General features: G+C 73.3%; 19 protein-coding genes. 8 read left to right on the forward strand and 11 right to left on the reverse strand.

Annotated elements, in window-relative coordinates:
* Positions 1–45 precede the first annotated feature (45 nt).
* A complete protein-coding gene (locus AB0C35_RS29555; RefSeq protein WP_358462692.1) occupies positions 46–501 on the forward strand; it encodes a hypothetical protein in 456 nt (151 codons plus the stop codon).
* Positions 498–1,433 (forward strand): hypothetical protein, encoded by a 936-nt coding sequence (locus tag AB0C35_RS29560; RefSeq protein ID WP_358462695.1) that lies wholly within the window; start codon positions 498–500, stop codon positions 1,431–1,433. The genes AB0C35_RS29555 and AB0C35_RS29560 overlap by 4 nt, the downstream gene beginning before the upstream one ends.
* 33 nt (positions 1,434–1,466) lie before the next feature.
* Here AB0C35_RS29560 and AB0C35_RS29565 read toward each other — a convergent pair whose 3' ends face one another.
* Together AB0C35_RS29565 and AB0C35_RS29570 are read right to left on the reverse strand one after the other, a co-directional pair.
* Entirely contained in the window at positions 1,467–1,901 is a 435-nt protein-coding gene (locus AB0C35_RS29565; protein WP_358462698.1) for a DUF393 domain-containing protein, read from the reverse strand.
* 20 nt (positions 1,902–1,921) lie between these two features.
* A complete protein-coding gene (locus tag AB0C35_RS29570; protein ID WP_358462900.1) occupies positions 1,922–2,434 on the reverse strand; it encodes an HIT domain-containing protein in 513 nt (170 codons plus the stop codon).
* A 272-nt stretch (positions 2,435–2,706) separates the two neighbouring features.
* On the opposite strand from AB0C35_RS29570, the gene AB0C35_RS29575 reads away from it, so the two are divergent.
* Complete coding sequence (locus AB0C35_RS29575) at positions 2,707–3,357, forward strand: Asp23/Gls24 family envelope stress response protein (protein WP_358462701.1); 651 nt, start codon at positions 2,707–2,709, stop codon at positions 3,355–3,357.
* 27 nt (positions 3,358–3,384) lie between these two features.
* Here AB0C35_RS29575 and AB0C35_RS29580 read toward each other — a convergent pair whose 3' ends face one another.
* On the reverse strand, positions 3,385–3,978 hold the full coding sequence (locus tag AB0C35_RS29580) for a hypothetical protein (protein ID WP_358462704.1): 594 nt from the start codon (positions 3,976–3,978) through the stop codon (positions 3,385–3,387).
* Positions 3,979–4,034: 56 nt separating this feature from the next.
* The gene (locus AB0C35_RS29585; RefSeq protein ID WP_358462707.1) at positions 4,035–4,691 is read right to left on the reverse strand and encodes a TetR family transcriptional regulator; all 657 of its coding nucleotides are present in this window, start codon (positions 4,689–4,691) and stop codon (positions 4,035–4,037) included.
* 68 nt (positions 4,692–4,759) lie between these two features.
* Between AB0C35_RS29585 and AB0C35_RS29590 the strand changes: the two genes are divergently transcribed.
* Positions 4,760–5,953 (forward strand): hypothetical protein, encoded by a 1,194-nt coding sequence (locus AB0C35_RS29590; RefSeq protein WP_358462710.1) that lies wholly within the window; start codon positions 4,760–4,762, stop codon positions 5,951–5,953.
* 51 nt (positions 5,954–6,004) lie between these two features.
* Here the strand turns inward: AB0C35_RS29590 and thrS are convergent, their stop codons facing one another.
* Complete coding sequence (gene thrS / locus AB0C35_RS29595; protein WP_358462713.1) at positions 6,005–7,990, reverse strand: threonine--tRNA ligase; 1,986 nt, start codon at positions 7,988–7,990, stop codon at positions 6,005–6,007.
* Between the two features lie 378 nt (positions 7,991–8,368).
* Positions 8,369–8,998, reverse strand: coding sequence for a class I SAM-dependent methyltransferase (locus tag AB0C35_RS29600; protein WP_358462716.1), 630 nt, complete (start codon positions 8,996–8,998; stop codon positions 8,369–8,371).
* A gap of 143 nt (positions 8,999–9,141) precedes the next feature.
* Between AB0C35_RS29600 and AB0C35_RS29605 the strand changes: the two genes are divergently transcribed.
* Positions 9,142–10,395 carry a sensor histidine kinase gene (locus AB0C35_RS29605; RefSeq protein WP_358462719.1) on the forward strand — a complete coding sequence of 418 codons (1,254 nt, stop codon included), beginning with the start codon at positions 9,142–9,144 and terminating at the stop codon, positions 10,393–10,395.
* Positions 10,396–10,421: 26 nt separating this feature from the next.
* Entirely contained in the window at positions 10,422–11,096 is a 675-nt protein-coding gene (locus tag AB0C35_RS29610; RefSeq protein ID WP_358462721.1) for a response regulator transcription factor, read from the forward strand.
* A 28-nt stretch (positions 11,097–11,124) separates the two neighbouring features.
* On the opposite strand, the gene AB0C35_RS29615 is transcribed toward AB0C35_RS29610, so the two are convergent.
* Together AB0C35_RS29615 and AB0C35_RS29620 are read right to left on the reverse strand one after the other, a co-directional pair.
* On the reverse strand, positions 11,125–12,081 hold the full coding sequence (locus AB0C35_RS29615; RefSeq protein ID WP_358462723.1) for an NADPH:quinone oxidoreductase family protein: 957 nt from the start codon (positions 12,079–12,081) through the stop codon (positions 11,125–11,127).
* An 80-nt stretch (positions 12,082–12,161) separates the two neighbouring features.
* Positions 12,162–12,920, reverse strand: coding sequence for an SDR family NAD(P)-dependent oxidoreductase (locus tag AB0C35_RS29620; RefSeq protein ID WP_358462726.1), 759 nt, complete (start codon positions 12,918–12,920; stop codon positions 12,162–12,164).
* Positions 12,921–12,966: 46 nt separating this feature from the next.
* On the opposite strand from AB0C35_RS29620, the gene AB0C35_RS29625 reads away from it, so the two are divergent.
* Together AB0C35_RS29625 and AB0C35_RS29630 are read left to right on the forward strand one after the other, a co-directional pair.
* Complete coding sequence (locus AB0C35_RS29625) at positions 12,967–14,190, forward strand: acyl-CoA dehydrogenase family protein (RefSeq protein ID WP_358462729.1); 1,224 nt, start codon at positions 12,967–12,969, stop codon at positions 14,188–14,190.
* Positions 14,187–14,855 carry a helix-turn-helix domain-containing protein gene (locus tag AB0C35_RS29630; RefSeq protein ID WP_358462732.1) on the forward strand — a complete coding sequence of 223 codons (669 nt, stop codon included), beginning with the start codon at positions 14,187–14,189 and terminating at the stop codon, positions 14,853–14,855. Before AB0C35_RS29625 ends, AB0C35_RS29630 begins: the two co-directional genes overlap by 4 nt.
* A gap of 104 nt (positions 14,856–14,959) precedes the next feature.
* Here AB0C35_RS29630 and AB0C35_RS29635 read toward each other — a convergent pair whose 3' ends face one another.
* The 3 genes from AB0C35_RS29635 to AB0C35_RS29645 all read right to left on the reverse strand — a co-directional run bounded on the left by AB0C35_RS29635 (position 14,960) and on the right by AB0C35_RS29645 (position 17,731).
* Entirely contained in the window at positions 14,960–15,163 is a 204-nt protein-coding gene (locus AB0C35_RS29635) for a cold-shock protein (RefSeq protein WP_131974991.1), read from the reverse strand.
* Between the two features lie 193 nt (positions 15,164–15,356).
* Positions 15,357–16,637, reverse strand: a complete 1,281-nt coding sequence (gene kynU / locus AB0C35_RS29640; protein ID WP_358462735.1) for a kynureninase — start codon at positions 16,635–16,637, stop codon at positions 15,357–15,359.
* Between the two features lie 47 nt (positions 16,638–16,684).
* Positions 16,685–17,731 carry an amidohydrolase family protein gene (locus AB0C35_RS29645; RefSeq protein WP_358462738.1) on the reverse strand — a complete coding sequence of 349 codons (1,047 nt, stop codon included), beginning with the start codon at positions 17,729–17,731 and terminating at the stop codon, positions 16,685–16,687.
* Positions 17,732–17,784 lie beyond the last annotated feature (53 nt).

Raw genomic sequence — 17,784 nt, forward strand, 5'->3', positions numbered from 1 at the left:
GGGGTCCCGCCCGTTTCCGCCCGGGCGGGACTCTAGGCTTGCGCCGTGGATCTTCCTCCCCTCCGGCTGGGGCCCCGCGCGCGGCTCTGGCGCTCCCTCTCCGGCGCCGCCGTCGTCGGCGCGCTGCTCTGGACCAGCGCGTACGGAAGCAACGACCACTTCCCGCTCGGGCCGATGACGCAGTTCGCCTTCTCGGTGAAGGACGACGGCGGCACGATCAGCTCGTTCTGGCTGGAGGCCGACACCGCGGACGGCAGGCACATCGAGCTGTCGCGCTCGGCGGTCGGGACGGGCATGAAACGCGCCGAGATCGAAGGCCAGATGAGCCGGATCGTCCGCGACCCCTCCCTGCTGCAGGGAATCGCCGAAGGACAGCACAGGCTGCACCCGGGCGGGCCCGAGCTGACCAGAATCTATGTCGTGCAGGAGATCAAGACGCTGAAGCAGGGCAAGGTCGTGTCGACCATGAGGCGGAACCGCGTCGTCTGGGACGTGCGGTGACCGCGGAGGCGACACCGCAGGCGCCCCGTCCCGTCCGGGCGGCGGACGGGCCCGGCCCGGCCCGCACCGCGTGGGGCCGCTGGTGGTTCGGGCCGGTCCCCCGCGCCCGGATCACCTGGCTGCGGATCATCGGCTACGTGTTCCTGCCGTTCGACATGCTGCTGCTGACCGGCAGTTCGCTGGCGCACGCGCGGCTGCCCGCCGACCTGTACCAGCCCGTCCTGCTCGGGCGGCTGCTGCACCTGCCGGCGCCCACGCCGTGGTCGATGTACACGCTGCTGGCCGTGACCGTCGCCGCCGGGCTCGTCGCGGCGACCGGCCGGGTGCTGCCGAGGGTGAGCGGCTACGTCGCCGCCTGCGGCTACCTGTGGTGGGTCACGATCAGCATGTCCTACGGCAAGGTCGACCACGATCATCTGGCGCTCGTCGTGGCCCTGTTCGTCCTGCCGAGCGTGGGACGCGCGCGGATCGGCGACAGCCGGGCCTGCGAGGCGTCGGCGTGGTCGGTGCGCTGCGTCCAGATCGGGGTGGTGGCGGCCTACTTCCTGTCCGCGTGGGCGAAGGTGCGCATCGGCGGGTTCCCGGCGTGGCCGAACGGCTCGACCGTGCAGTGGGCGCTGAGCCGGCGCGGGACCGGGCTCGGGCGCGACCTCATCGGGTTCCCGGTGATGCTGAAGGCCAGCCAGTGGGTCATGTTCCTCGCCGAGGCGCTCTCGCCGGCGATGCTGTTCCTGCGCGGTCGGCCCCTGTACCTGCTGGTGCTGTTCTTCGCGGTCTTCCACGCCGTCACCTACGCGCTGATGACGATCCATTTCCTGCCGCACGCGATCTGGCTGGCGGCGTTCCTGCCACTGGAGCGGCTCACCGGCCTGCTGCCGGAGCGGCTGCGCGCGCGGCCGGCGCGGGAGGTACCCGCCGCGGACCCGCGGTGAACCCGGCCGCGCGGGTGACCTGCCGCCGGTGACTCAGCCGCCGGCGCCGGGACGCTCGGCGGCGGCGCCGGGACGCTCGGCGGCGGGCAGCATGCACGCCGCCGTCCCGCCCGGCATCCGGTCCCGGTTGTTCGCGACGAGCCGGTAGACGGCGTGCGCGGCCCAGCTCACCGGCGCCACCCGCATGATCACTCCGAGCGCCCGCCAGGGGCCGCCGGCCTCGGTGAGCAGCCGCCCGACGGCCTCCGCGCCGCCGCTGACCCGCCCGGCCCGGTCGATCCACAGCACCTCGTACGCGGCCCGCTCGGCGCTGGTGCCCAGGGCGTCGAGGTCGGCGAACTGGTAGGCGACGACCGTGGCCCGGACGGGGACGTGCCGTTCGAGGAACCGCACCGAGGACGTGCAGAAACCGCAGTCGCCGTCGTAGACGAGCACCGGCCTTTCCCGCCGGCGCGTACGGCGGGTCATTTGGCGGGTCGTTCGGCGGGTCATACGGCGGGCCAGGCGTCGGCGAGCATCTGCCGGGTGTCGCGCAGCAGCTGCGGCAGCACCTTGGTGTGCCCGACGACCGGCATGAAGTTGGTGTCGCCGCCCCAGCGCGGGACGACGTGCTGGTGCAGGTGCGCGGCGATCCCCGCGCCCGCGACGAGGCCGAGGTTCATGCCGACGTTGAAGCCCTGCGCGCCGCTGCACTTGCGCAGCGCGGTGAGGGCCCGCTGGGTGAACGTGGCCAGCTCCAGGTACTCCGGCTCGTCCAGGTCGGCGTAGTCGGCGACGTGCCGGTACGGGACGACCATCAGGTGCCCCGAGTTGTAGGGGTAGAGGTTCAGCACCGTGAACACCGACTCTCCGCGGGACACGACGAGGCCGTCTTCGTCGGACATGCCGGGGATCTCACAGAACGGGCAGACCTCGCCCGCGTCGGCCCCGGTCGGCCTGCCCTCGCCTTTGATGTAGGCCATCCGGTGCGGGGTCCACAGCCGCTGGAAGTTGTCGGGCACGCCCGCGCCGCCCCTCTCCTCCTCGAAGCGGGGCCCGCGCTCGCTCCCGGTCCCGGACGCGCCCTCGCGCCCCGTCTGCACCACGGACTCCTCCGGCTCTGCGCTCAAGGCGGCGGTCTCCTTTTGTTCACGGCCTGACCAGCAGCATAGAGAGAGACGCGTGCGGGGCTGTAGCCGGGATGCCGGCGGGACGCGCCCGCGAACACCCCTTCCGTGACGTCTCGCGGGTCGCTCCGACACCATGGTCGTCCAACCGAACCATGGGAGCGATCATGACCGGGCTCGACAAGGGCGGTACCGGGAACGGCGAGACGCGGCGCGGGGCGGGCGGCGCGGAGCCCGGGTCCATGCCGTTCTTCCCCGGGCCGGCCGGCCACCAGGGCACGGTGCCGCCGCCGGGGACGCCGCTCCCGGCGCCGCCCGCGGCCCCCGCGGAAACGTCCGGCCCGGCGGAGCGGCCCCGCACGGAGGGGCGGCCGGGCGCGGAGGGGCGGCCGGGCGCCGCGGCGCCCGGGGCGAACGCGCTGCCGATGACGCTGCAGGGCTCGGCGTCCGACGTCACCACGGCGGTGGAGGGGCGCATCACGATCGAGGACGAGGTCATCGAGAAGATCGCCGCACTGGCCGCGCTGGAGGTGGCCGGGGTCGCCGCCCTGGTCGCGCGCCCCGGTCCGGCGGCCCCGGGGCAGAACCCGGGGCCGGCCGCCGGAAGGGCCGGGACGGGCGTGCGCGTCGTCCTGGACGCGGAAGAGGTGACGCTCGACCTCGTCATCGCCGTCGAGTACGGCAGCGTGATCAGGGACGTGGCCAAGGTCGTCCAGACGAACGTCGCGCGGGTGGCGGGTGTGATGCTCGGGGCGCGGGTCGCGGCGGTCAACGTGTCCGTCGGCGACGTCCGCCTGGCCGCCGGTTCGCACCGCTGAACGCCGCTTCCCGCCGGCCGGCGCCCGTCACGCCGCGGCGCGGGCGTAGCACGTCTGCATGGACACCCCGACGGAGACCGTGGTGACCTTGACGCGCTCGACGAGCTGCGGTGAGACGCCCTTGAAGCGGAACGTGTGCGGCCTGCCGCCGGTGACGGTGGTCTGCTGCGACTCCGGTGACCGCCCGCGCAGGGACAACTCCGCCCGGATCGCGCCGCTGGAGGCCACGGTGATGACGACGTCCACGCCGGTGGCCGCGGCGCGGTAGTGCGCCGTGCCCTCCGGGCACCACGTGAGGCCGCCGTCGCCGCCCTGGCCGGGGATCTGCGGCCCGCCGCCCCCGCCGCCGGCGGGGTCGGGCCGGCCGGTCCCGTTCTGCTGCGGCGCCGGGCCGGTCGGGGCCACCGGGAGGCCGGGACCGGGGCCCGCGGGGCCGCCCGGCGACGTCGGCGACGGGCTCGCCGACCCTTGGGCGCCCGCGGTGCCGCCGCTCTTCCCGTCGTCCAGCAGCGGCACGAGGAGCACCACGATGGCGGCCGCCACCAGCAGCGTGGTTCCGGCGTAGCCGGCGACCCTGGCCAAGACCGACCGGGACCGCCGTGCCGGTCTCCTGGACTTCATCTCCGCCATCTCCCCGGTCGCACGTGCGCGACGAGGCTACCAATTCCGGGCGGCGCTCACTGCCGCGTCGCGGCGGCCCGGCCCCGCGGCCGGGCGGCGCGGGGCGCGGAGCCGTCCGCCGGGTGGACGAGCAGCCGGGTCAGGGTACCGAGGTCGCGGGCGACCGCGGCGGGCTCGTGCAGCGGCGCGACGACGTGGCTGACCGTCGCCCGCATCAGCGTCTCCACCAGCACGTCCTTGACCTCGGCGGCGACGGACGGCCAGGTCGCGTCCGCGTAGGCGCGGAACACCGTGATCACCTCGGCGAGCACCGGCTCGCGTCCCCGGGTGGCGAGGGCGACGAGGTCGTCGTCCCGGTACCGCCCGGCGCCGAGGATGCTGCGCAGCAGCGTCCGGCGTCCCGCCTCCGCAAGGACGAACAGCACGGCGGCCTCCACCGCCGCCGGGGGGTCGTCGAGATGCCCGTCCATGCGCTCCTGGACGCCGCCGACGAGCACGTCGACCTCGCGTTCGACGAGGGCGCGGCCCAGCCCGATCTTGGAGCCGAACTCGTTGTAGGCGGTCTGTCGGCTGACGCCGGCCGTCCGGGCGACCTGCGCGAGCCGCAGCGAGTCCCAGTCGCCGTTCTCCACGATGCCGTAGGCCGCGTCGAGGAGTCGTTCACGCAGGGAACGCGGTAGACAGATTTCGCGATTTCGCCCATCACGGGACACACCATCACCCCGAAGTTGTGATCCGCCGGACAAGAGATCACGACGCCATCTACCGGATCGTGCCTCGGGTGAAGATCATACGTATTTCCCCGAATAAGCGCGGTGCGTCCGCCGCGCTGGCGGTGATGGCCACGGTCGCCCTGGCGGTCGCCGCGGGACCGGCGCCCGCCGCATCGGCCGACACGGCATGGACGGTGAAGCCCTCCCCGTTCACCATCGGCACCAGCAGACTGCTGGGGGTCTCGGCGACGGGTCCGGACTCGGTATGGATCGGCGGCTACCAGTGGCAGAGCAGCGTCACGCTGGCCTGCCCGGGAAGCGGCCCCTGCATCGAGAGCCGGCACCAGAACCCCACTCTGCAGCACTGGACCGGCGGCGGCTGGTCGTGGACGAGCACGCCCGGCCTGGCAGGCCAGGGCCAGATCAAGTTCGTGGACGCGACATCGGCGGCCGACGCCTGGGCGGCGGGCACGCGGGACACCGCCGCCGGCACCGTCGAGGGAGCGCCCTATCTGGCCCGCGCCGTTGCCGGGAACTGGAGTGAGGTCGCGGCGCCGTCCACCCTCAGGGTCATCGAGTCGCTCGATGCCGACGGGGAAGGCGCGTGGGTCTCGGGCATGCCGGTCACACCGGACGACCCGTCGGTCTACCGGTACGAGTCCGGTGCATGGGTCCCGCACACGCTGGGTGCGTCGATCCAGGGCATCAGGCAGCGGACACCGGGAGACGTCTGGGCCGTGGGCCGGACGGCCGACTCCGGCCTCGCCTACGCCGCGCGCTTCGACGGCACCGCCTGGACCACCATGACCCCGCCGCAGGCAGTGGGCAAGAAGGGACGCCTCGTCGCCGTCCTCCCGCTGGCCCCCGACGACGTGTGGATCACCGGCTTCACCGACAGCCCCCGGAAGTACGCCTCCTACCACTGGAACGGGTCCACCTGGCGGGAGGACGCCCTCCCGGAGGGGGCCGCCTTCGGCGGCGGCACGTACTACTTCTACGGTCCGGATGCAGGCAACGCCTCCTACTCCGCCGACGGCCTCGTCGACGACGGTGCGGGCGGGCTCTGGGCCGTTCCTTCGATGCCCGGCCTGAACGGCACCCCGCGCATCCTCCGTTACACGGACGGTTCCTGGCGGATGGAGGAGCCGGCGCCCGGTATGAAGGGCGCCATCCAGGGACTCACCCGCGTCCCCGGCACGGGCACCGTGTGGGCGGTCGGCTTCCGGGACGCCACGAGACCGCTCGTCCTGTCCACGGACTGACCGGGACCGGGCGGGGGCCGCGCCCGAACGGGGCGGGCACGGCCCCCCGGCTCAGATCTGGATCCTGGCCTCGACCGCCTTGACGATCTCGTCGACCGCCTCGGTGATCGGGACCCCGTTCCGCTGCTCGCCGTTGCGGTAGCGGAACGACACCGCGTCCTTGGCCACGTCGTCGTCGCCCGCGAGCAGCATGTACGGGATCTTCTGCTTCTGCGCGTTGCGGATCTTCTTCTGCATGCGGTCGGAGGAGGTGTCGACCTCGACGCGGACGCCGCGCTCGCGCAGCCGCGCGGCGACCTTGTCCAGGTGCGGGACATGGGCGTCGCCGATCGGGATGCCGACGGCCTGCACCGGCGCCAGCCACGGCGGCATCGCGCCCGCGTAGTGCTCCAGCAGCACGCCGAAGAACCGCTCGATCGACCCGAACAGCGCCCGGTGCAGCATCATGGGCCGCTGCCGGGTGCCGTCCGCCGCCTGGTACTCCAGGCCGAACCGCTCGGGCTGGTTCGGGTCGACCTGGATGGTGGACAGCTGCCAGGTCCGGCCGATCGCGTCCTTGGCCTGCACGGAGATCTTGGGGCCGTAGAAGGCGGCGCCGCCCGGATCGGGGACGAGGTCGAGCCCGGTCGACTCGGCGGCCCCCCGGAGCGCCGCGGTGGCCTTCTCCCACATCTCGTTGGAGCCGATGAACTTGTCGGAGTCGTCGCGGGTGGACAGCTCCAGGTAGAACTCGTTCAGCCCGTAGTCGCGCAGCAGGCCGAGGACGAAGTCGAGGAGCCGCTTGATCTCCTCGCCCATCTGGTCCTCGGTGCAGTAGATGTGCGCGTCGTCCTGGGTCATGCCGCGGACGCGGGTGAGGCCGTGGACCACGCCCGACTTCTCGAACCGGTACACCGACCCGAACTCGAACAGCCGCAGCGGCAGCTCCCGGTAGGACCGCCCGCGCGCCCGGAAGATCAGGTTGTGCATCGGGCAGTTCATCGGCTTGAGGTAGTACTCGCCCCCGTCGACCTCCATGGGCGGGAACATGTCGTCCTTGTACCAGCCGAGGTGGCCGGAGGTCTCGAACAGGTGGCCCTTGGTGATGTGGGGGGTGTTGACGAACTCGTACCCCTCCTCCTCGTGCCGGCGGCGGGAGTAGTCCTCCATCACCTTGCGGACGACGCCGCCCTTGGGGTGGAAGACGGCGAGGCCGCTGCCGATCTCGCTCGGGAACGAGAACAGGTCGAGTTCGGCGCCGAGCCTGCGGTGGTCGCGTTTCTCGGCCTCCTCCAGGAACTTCAGGTACTCGTCCTGCTTGTCCCTGGACTCCCAGGCGGTGCCGTAGATCCGCTGGAGCTGCGGGTTCTTCTCGCTGCCGCGCCAGTAGGCGCCGCCGGAGCGCATCAGCTTGAACGCGGGGATGACCCGGGTGGACGGCAGGTGCGGGCCGCGGCACAGGTCCTTCCAGCGCAGCTCGCCGGACTTGGCGTCGAGGTTGTCGTAGATGGTCAGCTCGCCGCCGCCGACCTCGACGTCCGCGCCGTCGGCGGCGTCCCCGACGGGGCCGGAGCCCTTGAGGCCGATCAGCTCCAGCTTGTACGGCTCGGCGGCCAGCTCGGCGCGCGCGTCCTCGTCGGAGACGGGCCGCCGGGAGAACCGCTGCCCCTGCTTGACGATCTCGCGCATCCGCTTCTCGATGCGCTTCAGGTCGTCGGGGGTGAACGGCTCGGCGACGTCGAAGTCGTAGTAGAAGCCGTTCTCCACGGGCGGGCCGATGCCCAGCCTCGCCTCGGGGAACAGCTCCTGCACGGCCTGCGCCATCACGTGCGCGGCGGAGTGCCGCATGATCGCCCGGCCGTCGGCGGAGCCGATCTCGACCGGCTCGACCGCGTCCCCGTCGCGCAGCTCGCCGGCGAGGTCGCGCAGCTCGCCGTTCACCCGGGCGGCGATCACGGTGCGGCCGTCGGCGTCCAGTGCCCGGCCCGCGGTGGTGCCCGCCGGCACCGCCCGCTCGCTCCCGTCGAGGGTGATGCGCAGCTCAGACACGGTGGACACGGGTACTCCTCGCAGTATTCGGTCAGGACCTGGTGGGCTGGGGTCAGCGGGTTCCGATGCTATCGATTCGGGGTGCCGCCCGGACGCATCCGGTTCCATCGGCCGCTCCTCTCGTCGTGGAGGGCCCGGCGGTCCCGGAGGGCCGCCCCGAAAAAGCGGCAGGGCCCCGGGATCGCTCCCGGGGCCCTGCCGCGTGCAATGTCAGGACATGCCGCAGTCTCGCCGGGAGTGACCCGGCGTCGTCGTCTCGAATGCCTGCGACATGATTCCACTGTATCCGACGAGCGCGGGCCGCCGCAGTGCACGTCGCCGCCCGGCATGACCGCGGAGTCGTAGCCGAACAGGGGAAGGACCCCCCATGCGGGGATTCGCCGTTGCTCAGTCGCGGACGGCGATTCCGAGGACGTGCGGGGAGGCGGGGTTGGCGCCGGACGCCGGGAACTCGAAGCGGCGCTCGTCGCGCACGGTGAACCCGGAGCGTGCGATCCACTCGTCCGTCGGGCGGGACACGTGGCATCCGGCGGCGAGGAACGGCCACACCGCGTCGGCGCAGCGCTGGAACCGCACCTTCCCCGGCGTGCGTCCCCGGACGTGCTCGTAGTAGCGGAACTCGCCGCCGGGCCGGAGGACCCGCCTCACCTCGGCCAGGGCGCGGACGGGGTCGCGCACCGAGCACAGCACGAGGGACGCCACCACCACGTCGAACGAGGCGTCGTCGAGGTCGAGGTCCTCGGCGACGCCGGGCCGCACGGTGACGGGGACGGGCGCGCGGGCGGCGACGCGGCCGGCCTTGGCGCGCAGCCTCGGCTCGGGTTCGACGGCGACGACCTCGGTGACCTCCGGCGGGTAGTGCGCGAAGTTGGCCCCGTGCCCGGCGCCCACCTCCAGCACGCGGCCGGACGTCCCGGCGAGCAGCTCGGCGCGGTGCGCGTCGCCGCCCGCCCTGGCGGAGGCGGCGTCGAGCCGCGGGTAGAGCCGGGCGAAGATCGGATGGCTCAGGTCGGTCATCCCCGCATCCTCCGTCGCCCGGCCGATCACCGCAAGATCGCCGCGGTGAGGCGCTGCTCAGGCGTGATACCGAGGGGGGCGGTCCACATCTCCCTCCCCCGGGTCAGGCCGCCGCGGCCCGCGGCGTTCTAGGCTTCGTCCAAATGAACGATCACGACCGCTTCGCGCCCGGGGTCCGTCCCCGGCTGCTCGCCGGCGTCCGCTCCGCGCTCATGCCGGGCCGGGACGACCCGGCCGTCACGCTGCTGCCCGGACGGCCGGCGCTGCGCCTGCCGATCCTGGCGGTCATGCTCGCGATGACGATCGGCTTCACGGCCGGGTCGATCGCGATCGCCATCGTGCAGTACGACGTCCGCGCCGGGCTCGCCTGGCCGCTCGGCGTACTGCAGGCGACGCCGCTGATCTTCGCGGCGCGCTGGCCCCTCGCCGCGTGGCGGGTCGCGGCGGCCGGCCTGCTGCTGACGGTCTTCGTCCGGCACGGGGAAGGCTTCATGCCGTGGCCGGTCACGGCGATCCTGGCGCTGATCGTCATCCTTTTCTTCACCGGGGTCGGCGCCGACCGGCAGACCACACTCGGCGTCGGCGCGATCACCATCGCGGCGGTGCTGACGCCCGCCGTGGTGCTCGGCATGCCCGGCTGGTTCGGCATGATCCTGGCCGGGGTCGCGGCGATCGCGCTGACCTTCGGCGACGCGGTCGGCGGGCGGCACTCGGCCGTGGAGGAGCTGCGCCGGCGCGAGGAGCAGCACCGGCAGGACCTCGCCCGCCAGGCGGTGCTGGAGGAGCGCGCCCGCATCGCCCGCGAGCTGCACGACGTGGTGGCGCACCACATGTCGGTGATCGCGATGCAGGCGGAGGCCGCGCCCTACCGGATCCCGGACCTGCCGGACGCCGCGCGGCAGACGTTCGGGGTGGTGCGGGACGCGGCGCGCGAGGCCCTCACCGAGACGCGCCGCGTCGTGGGGCTGCTGCGCTCCGAGAACGACGACGCCGAGCGCGCGCCCCAGCCGGGTCTCGACCGGCTGGACGACCTGGTCGGCGCGGCCCGCCGTTCCGGGCTGTCGGTCGCGAGCGTCGTCGTCGGGATGCCGCGCCCGCTGAACGCGGGGGTCGATCTGTCGGCGTACCGGATCGTCCAGGAGTCGCTGAGCAACGCCTCGCGGTACGCGCCGGGCTCCCAGGTCCACATCGAGATCAGGTACGGGCCGGAGTCGCTGGCGGTGTCGGTCACCGACGACGGGGCCCGCAGCACGCCGGAGGAGTCGCACGGCGGCGGGCACGGGCTCGTCGGGATGCGCGAGCGGGTGACGATGCTCGGCGGCGGCCTCACCGCCGGTCCGCGGGACGGCGCCGGCTGGGCGGTCGTCGCGGAACTGCCCTATGGAGATCCGGACTGATCTTCGATGCCCGTAGGGTTGGGGCCGTGACGATTCGGGTGCTGATCGCAGACGACCAGGTCATGATCCGCGACGGGCTCGCGGCGCTGCTGTCCTCCGATCCCGGCATCGAGGTGATCGGCCAGGCGGGCAACGGCCGTGAGGCGGTGGAGATGGCCCGCCGGCTCGATCCGGACGTGATCGTGATGGACATCCGGATGCCGGAGATGGACGGCCTGGCCGCCACCGCCGAGGTGATCGGCGACCCGGACCCGGACGCCGACCCCGCCGCGGCGCGCCCCAAGGTGCTGGTGCTCACCACGTTCGACCTGGACGAGTACGTCTACGAGGCGCTCGGCGCGGGGGCCAGCGGGTTCCTGCTGAAGGACGCGTCGGCGGCCGACCTGGTGAACGGCGTGCGGGTCGTGGCGGGCGGCGACGCGCTGCTCGCCCCGTCCATCACCCGGCGGCTGATCGGCGACTTCGCGCGCCGGCGCCGCCATCAGCGGCCGAGCCCGAAGGCGACCGCGGGCCTGACCCCGCGCGAGCTGGACGTGCTGCGGCAGATCGCGCGGGGGCTGTCCAACGCCGAGATCGCCGCCGAGCTGGTGCTGGCCGAGCAGACGGTCAAGACGCATGTCGGGCATGTGCTGACCAAGCTCGGGCTGCGCGACCGCACCCAGGCCGTCGTCTACGCCTACGAGAACGGGCTCGTCGGCTGATCGGGGCGGGGCCGCTCCGCAGAGGGGCTCAGCGCGACGGGTCGAGGACGAGCTTGCCGGTGGTGCGGCGGGCCCGCAGGTCCTCGTGGGCCTGCCTCACCTCGGCGAGCCCGTACTCGCCGCCGCCGATCACGCGGAGCCGCCCGTCCGCGGCGAGGCCGAACAGCTCGCCGAGGGCGGTGCCCATCACGTCGCCGGGGAGCTGGAAGACGTGCGCCAGCCACATGCCCGCGATCGTGGTGGAGTGCGCCATCAGCGTGGCGGGACGTACGGGCGAGGGCTCCTGCCGCGACGCCATGCCGTAGAAGGCGAGGCGCCCGAAGGGGGCGAGGGCGCGCAGGCTCTGGTCGGTGACCGTCCCGCCCGTCATCTCCAGGACGGTGTCGACGCGCCTGCCGCCGTTGGCGTCGATGAGGGCGTCCTTCAGGTCGGGTTCGTTCGCGTCGATCGCGACGTCGGCGCCGAGTTCGAGGGCGAGGTCGCGCTTGTCCTTGGACGAGGCGGTGGCGATGACGCGGCCGGCTCCCCAGGCCTTGGCGAGCTGGACGGCGAGGGTGCCGACCCCGCCCGCCGCGGCGTGGACGACGACGGACTCGCCCGGAGCCAGGTGAACGCTGCGGCGCAGCAGCAGCCACGCCGACGCGCCCTGGACGATCATGCCGAGGGCGGTGACGTCGTCGATGCCGTCCGGGACGTCCCACGCGAGCGCCTCGGGCGCGGCGGCCTTCTCGGCGTAACCGCCCGTGCCGACGAGCGCGAGGACGCGGCGGCCGTCCGCGGTGGTCCCGACGACCTCGCCGCCCGGCACCATCGGCAGCGTGGACTCCGACAGGTAGCTGTTCTCGGCCTGGTGCGTGTCGGCGTAGTTGATCCCGGCCCGCGACACGTCGATGAGCAGGTGTCCCGGCCCGGCCTCCGGCTCGGGCAGCTCGGTGACGTTCAGCACCTCGGGCCCGCCGAACTCGGTGATCTGGATCGCGCGCATGACTCTCCTCTGGGTGTCTGTCGGGCCTGTCGTGTGTCGGGCCTGTCGTGTGTCGGGCCTGTCGTGTGTCGGGCGGGCGCTCAGCGGGGGCCGGGGACGCCGCGGAACTTGAACGGCTCGGACGGGCGGCCCGGCACCACGTACCAGGCGTCGCCGGTGCCGCCGGCGCCGAGGATGCGCATGAACGCCTCCACGACGTCGTCCACGTCCAGGATCGGGAAGCCGGTGTCCTGGAGGTGCCCCTTCATCGGGGTCAGGATGTCGGTGTCGGCGAACGAGGGGCACAGGGCGTTCACCCGGATGCCCTCCTCCGCGAACGTGGGGCCCAGCGCGCGGACGAGACCGACCACGGCCGCCTTGTTGGCGCCGTAGACGGGGTCGAACGGCGTGGCGGTGAGCGCGGCCATGCTGGCGGTGGCGACGATGTCGCCGCCGCCGCGGGCGCGGATCGCGGGCAGCGCGGCGTGCACGCCGAACACGACGCCGTCGAGGTTGATGCCCATGGCCCGCCGGTACGCGGCGAGGTCGAAGTCGTCGCCCATCCCGCCGCCGCCGGCGACGCCGGCGTTGAGGAACGCCACGTCCAGTCCGCCGAACCGGTCCACCGCGGCGGCGACGGCGGCCTCGCTGTCGGCGGGCTCGCGCACGTCGCAGCGGACGAAGGCGCCGTCCAGCTCCTTCGCGAGCGCGGTGCCGGCGTCCACGTCGACGTCGGCGAGGACGACGCGGGCGCCGCCGCGGGCCAGCCGGCGCGCCACCGCGGCCCCGATGCCGTTGGATCCGCCCGTGATCAGCGCGACCTTGCCGGTTCCGTCGAAGGCCGTGTCCGAGGCTGGCATGGGACTCCCCTCACGAAGTAACTGACTCGTCAGTTACTATAACGGAATGGACTTCGGTTTGAGCGAGCGGGCCCAGGAGTACCTCGGCCGCCTCCAGGAATTCATGGACACCCACGTCTACCCGGCGGAGCCGGTCTACGCGGCCCAGCGGGCGGAGCTGCGCGCGGCGGACCGCGAGCACCACGTCCCCCAGGTCGTCGAGGACCTCAAGGTCGAGGCCCGCAAGCGCGGCCTCTGGAACCTCTTCCTACCCGACAGCGAGGACCCGGCACACGGACTCTCCGTCACCGACTACGCCTCCCTCGCCGAGATCACGGGCCGCTCCCTGGAGCTCGCGCCCGAGGCCGTCAACTGCGCGGCCCCCGACACCGGCAACATGGAGGTCCTGCACCTGTTCGGGACGCCCGAGCAGAAGGACGCCTGGCTCACCCCGCTGCTGAACGGCGAGATCCGCAGCGCGTTCGCGATGACGGAGCCGGATGTGGCCAGCTCCGACGCCCGCAACATCTCCACCCGCATCGAGCGCGACGGCGACCACTACGTCATCAACGGCCGCAAGTGGTGGATCACCGGCGCCGCCGACCCGCGCTGCAAGATCATGATCCTGATGGGCAAGACCGACCCGGACGGCCACCCGTACCGGCAGCAGTCGATGGTGCTGGTGCCGTTCGACACGCCCGGCGTGGAGGTCGTCCGCCCGCTGCCCGTGTTCGGCTACCAGGACCAGCACGGCCACTGCGAGATCACGTTCACCGACGTGCGCGTCCCGGTGGAGAACCTCGTCGGCGAGGAGGGCGGCGGCTTCGCCATCGCGCAGGCCCGCCTCGGCCCCGGCCGCATCCACCACTGCATGCGCGCGATCGGCGCGGCCGAGCGGGCGTTGGAGCTGATGTGCGAGCGCGCCCTGTCCCGGGAGGCGTTCGGCGGGCCGCTGGCCAAGCAGGGCGTCGTCCGCCAGCAGATCGCCGAGTCGCGGATGGCGATCGAGCAGGCCCGGCTGCTCACCCTCAAGACCGCCTGGCTGATCGACAAGCACGGCGTCCAGGCCGCCAGGTCCGAGGTCGCCTCGATCAAGGTGATCGCGCCGCGGGTCGCGCTGGACGTCGTCGACAAGGCGATCCAGATGCACGGCGGCGCCGGCGTCAGCGACGACACCCCGCTCGCCGCCATGTGGGCGGGCCTGCGCACCCTGCGGCTCGCCGACGGCCCCGACGAGGTCCACGTCCGTTCCGTCGCCCGCGCCGAGCTGGGCAAGTACAACACCGCATGACCGACGGCACGGAGGCGCGGGCACCGGGCGTGCGGCGGCGGATGCCGTACGCCCGGCGGCGCGAGCAGCTGCTGCAGGTGGCGCTGGAGGAGTTCGGCCGCCGCGGCTACCACCTCACCCAGATGGAGCACGTGGCCGCGGCCGCGCAGGTGTCCAAGGCGCTGCTGTACCAGCACTTCACCTCGAAGGAGGAGCTGTTCGCGGAGGTGACCGAGACGATCGTCGCCGAGCTCACCGCGCGGCTGAACGCCTCCGTGCTCGCCTCGCACGGCTCGGCGGACGGCATCCGGGCCATGATCCGGGTCCTGTTCGACTACGCCACCGCCGAGCCGGACGCGTGGGCGCTGGTGATCCGGCACCTCGACAAGCCCGACGACGTCGGGTTGGAGCTGCGGGAGCTCCGCGACCGCCTCGGAGGCGCGTTCGCCGACCTGCTGCTGCGCCGCCGCCGCGCCGACCCGGCGCTGTCCCCGGCCGCGCTGGAGGTGAACGAGCGGCGCGCGCGGCTGCTCGTCCCCCTCATGTACGGGTCGATGCTGTCGATGGTGTCGTGGTGGCTGGAGCATCCCGACACCCCGCGTGACCGCGCCGAGCAGATGGCCATGGAGTTCATCTGGCTCGGCCTGGACCGGCTGCGGACGGGCGAGCGGCTCCCCCGGGACTAGGCCGCGACCGCATCCGGCCGGGAGAACGAAAGCCGGGGAAGCGAAAGGCCGGGGACGGCGTACGTCCCCGGCCCAAAGCGCGTGTCAGACCACGCCGGTGCAGGTTAGAGCGGCGAGACGCCCTCGGCCTGCGGGCCCTTCTGGCCCTGGGTGATCTCGAACGAGACGCGCTGGTTCTCGTCCAGGCTGCGGTAGCCGTTGGTGGCGATCGCCGAGTAGTGGACGAACACGTCCGGGCCGCCGCCGTCGGGCGCGATGAACCCGAAGCCCTTCTCGGAGTTGAACCACTTCACGGTGCCTTCGGCCATGGTCTTTCCCTTCGGGTGTAACTCACCGGCCCGCCGGGCGGCGGACCGGGCTGCAAGCGGACTCATCTCACGTCCGCCGGTCACCCGGAGAAAACGCATTGAGACTGCCTGGTGCCCGGCCGGCCTGACCGGGCGCCATCGTGCAACGCCCCCGAACCTACCCGATGCCGGGCCACCCCATGCACCGACACACCTAAACAAGATCTTCGATGGCTTCGGCGGCGCGGTGGCAGTCGTGATAGGTGCAGTACAGCGGGACGGGCGCGAGCCGGATGACGTCGGGCTCGCGGGCGTCGGCGACCACGCCGTGGGCCTCGGCGAGCCGCCGGACCAGCCCGCCGGCGTCGTCCACCCGCAGCGAGAGCTGGGCGCCGCGCGCCGCCGGGTCGGCCGGGGTGATGATCCGGGCGCCGGTCCCCGCGAGCCGGGACGCCAGGTAGCCGGTGAGCCGCTCGCTCTTGGCGCGCAGCGCGTCCATCCCGACCCGGTCGAAGATCTCCAGGGAGGCCAGGACCGGGGCGAGCGCGAGGATGGGCGGGTTGGACAGCTGCCACGCGTCGGCGGAGGCGGGCGGGGCGATGTCGGGCTCCATCCGGAACCGGACGGACGGGTCGGTGCCCCACCAGCCCGAAAGCTTCGGCACCGACGCGTCCCGGACGTGCCGCTCGTGGACGAAGCATCCGGCGACCGCGCCGGGACCGCTGTTCATGTACTTGTAGGTGCACCAGGCGGCGAAGTCGACGTCCCAGTCGTGCAGGCGCAGCGGAACGTTGCCGGCGGCGTGCGCGAGGTCCCAGCCGACGACCGCCCCGGCGGCGCGGCCCGCCTTGGTGATCGCGGCCATGTCCATCAGCTGGCCGGTCAGGTAGTTGACGCCGCCGAGCATCAGGAGCGCGACCGTGCCGCCCTCGCGTTCGAGGAAGGCGAGGACGTCCTCGGTGCGCAGGTTGTCCTCGCCGGGGCGGGGCTTGAGCCGCGCGACCGCCGCGGCCGGGTCGAGCCCGTGGTGGACGGCCTGGCTGGCGACGGCGTAGGAGTCGGACGGGAACGCCGAGTCCTCGATGACGATGCGGGTGCGCGTCCCGGCGGGCCGGTAGAAGCTCGCCATCATCAGGTGCAGGTTGACCGTCAGCGAGTTCATCGCGACGACCTCGTGCGGCAGCGCGCCGACGAGGCGGGCGGCGGGTTCGCGCAGCAGCTCGTGGTAGTCCACCCAGGGGCGGCGGCCCTCCGTGTGCGCCTCGACGGCGAGCGTCGCCCAGTCGTCCAGTTCCTCGCGGAGGCGTCCGGCCACGCTCCTCGGCTGGAGGCCGAGGGAGTTGCCGGCGAAGTACGCCGCCTCCCCGAACGTCCCGCCGGGAGCGGGCGGGACGAGGAACTCGCCGCGCAGCGTCGGCAGCGGATCGTCCTCGTCGAGCCGCCGCGCCTCGTCTTCGTCCGTCACGGCGTCCTTCCCCTGTGTCGTTCTGCTCACGGTGTCGTCCGGCTCATGGCGTCGTCCGGCTCATGGCGTCGTCGGGCTCATGGCGTCGTCCCGGCGACGGCCGGGCCGGCCGGTGCCTGGGCGGGGACCTCCGCCCGGGCGAAGAAGGCCCGCGCGTTGCCGCCGAGCAGCAGGGCGCGTTCGGCGTCGTCCAGCCCCGGGCACGCCCGGATCGTCGTGCCCGGCTCCTCCTCCCCCAGCGGGAACGGGTAGTCGGTGCCGAGCATCACCCGCTCGGCGCCCATCACGTCGACGAGCAGCCGGAGCGCGCGCGGGTCGAACACGGCGGAGTCGACGTGGAACCGGTCGACGTACTCCGACGGCGGGCGCGGCGAGTCGGCGCGGACGATGTCGCGCCGGTGCCAGGCGTTGTCGGCCCGCCCTAGCAGGAACGCGAAGCTGCCACCGCCGTGGCAGAAGCACAGCCGCAGCGACGCCGGGATCCGCTCGAACGCCCCAGACAGCATCAGACCGAGGATGCTCAGCTGCGTCTCGGCGGGCATCCCGGACAGCCACGGCAGCATGTGACCGCGCATCCGGCCCGCGCCGAGCATGTCCCACGGGTGCGCCAGGACCGGCAGCCCCAGCCGGGCGCAGTGCGCGAGGAACGCGGTGATCCCGTCATCGTCGAGGTTGCGGTCGCCGACGTGGTTGCCGATGTGCACGCCGCGGTGCCCGGCCGCCGCCGCCCGCGTCGCGACCTCGCAGGCGAGCGCCGGGTCCTGCAGCGGGACCTGGCACAGCGGCAGCAGCCGGTCCGGCGCGCCCGCGCAGAACGCGAGGATGCGCTCGTTCACCAGGTCGCACCAGTCGGCGGCGCGGGACGGCTCGGCCGCGTACCCGAACATCAGCGGGGTGGACGACACGGCCTGGGCGTCCACGCCCGCGGCGTCCATGTCGGCGAGCCGCCGGGCGGGCTCCCACAGCGCCTCCCCGACCGGCCGGTACTCCTCGTCCCCGCACATCATCGCGCCGGTGCCGCCGCCGTCGACGCGCAGCCACGGCTCCCCCGCGTCGGCGAGCACGCGGCCCTCGGCGCGGGTGAGGCGCGGGAACACGTGGGCGTGGACGTCGATGACGGTCACGGAGCCTCCATCGGACACGGGTTCTCGTCGAACACGGGCCGGCCGGACACGGG

Origin of the sequence: Spirillospora sp. NPDC048819, from assembly GCF_040650055.1 — a bacterium.
Taxonomy (GTDB): domain Bacteria; phylum Actinomycetota; class Actinomycetes; order Streptosporangiales; family Streptosporangiaceae; genus Spirillospora.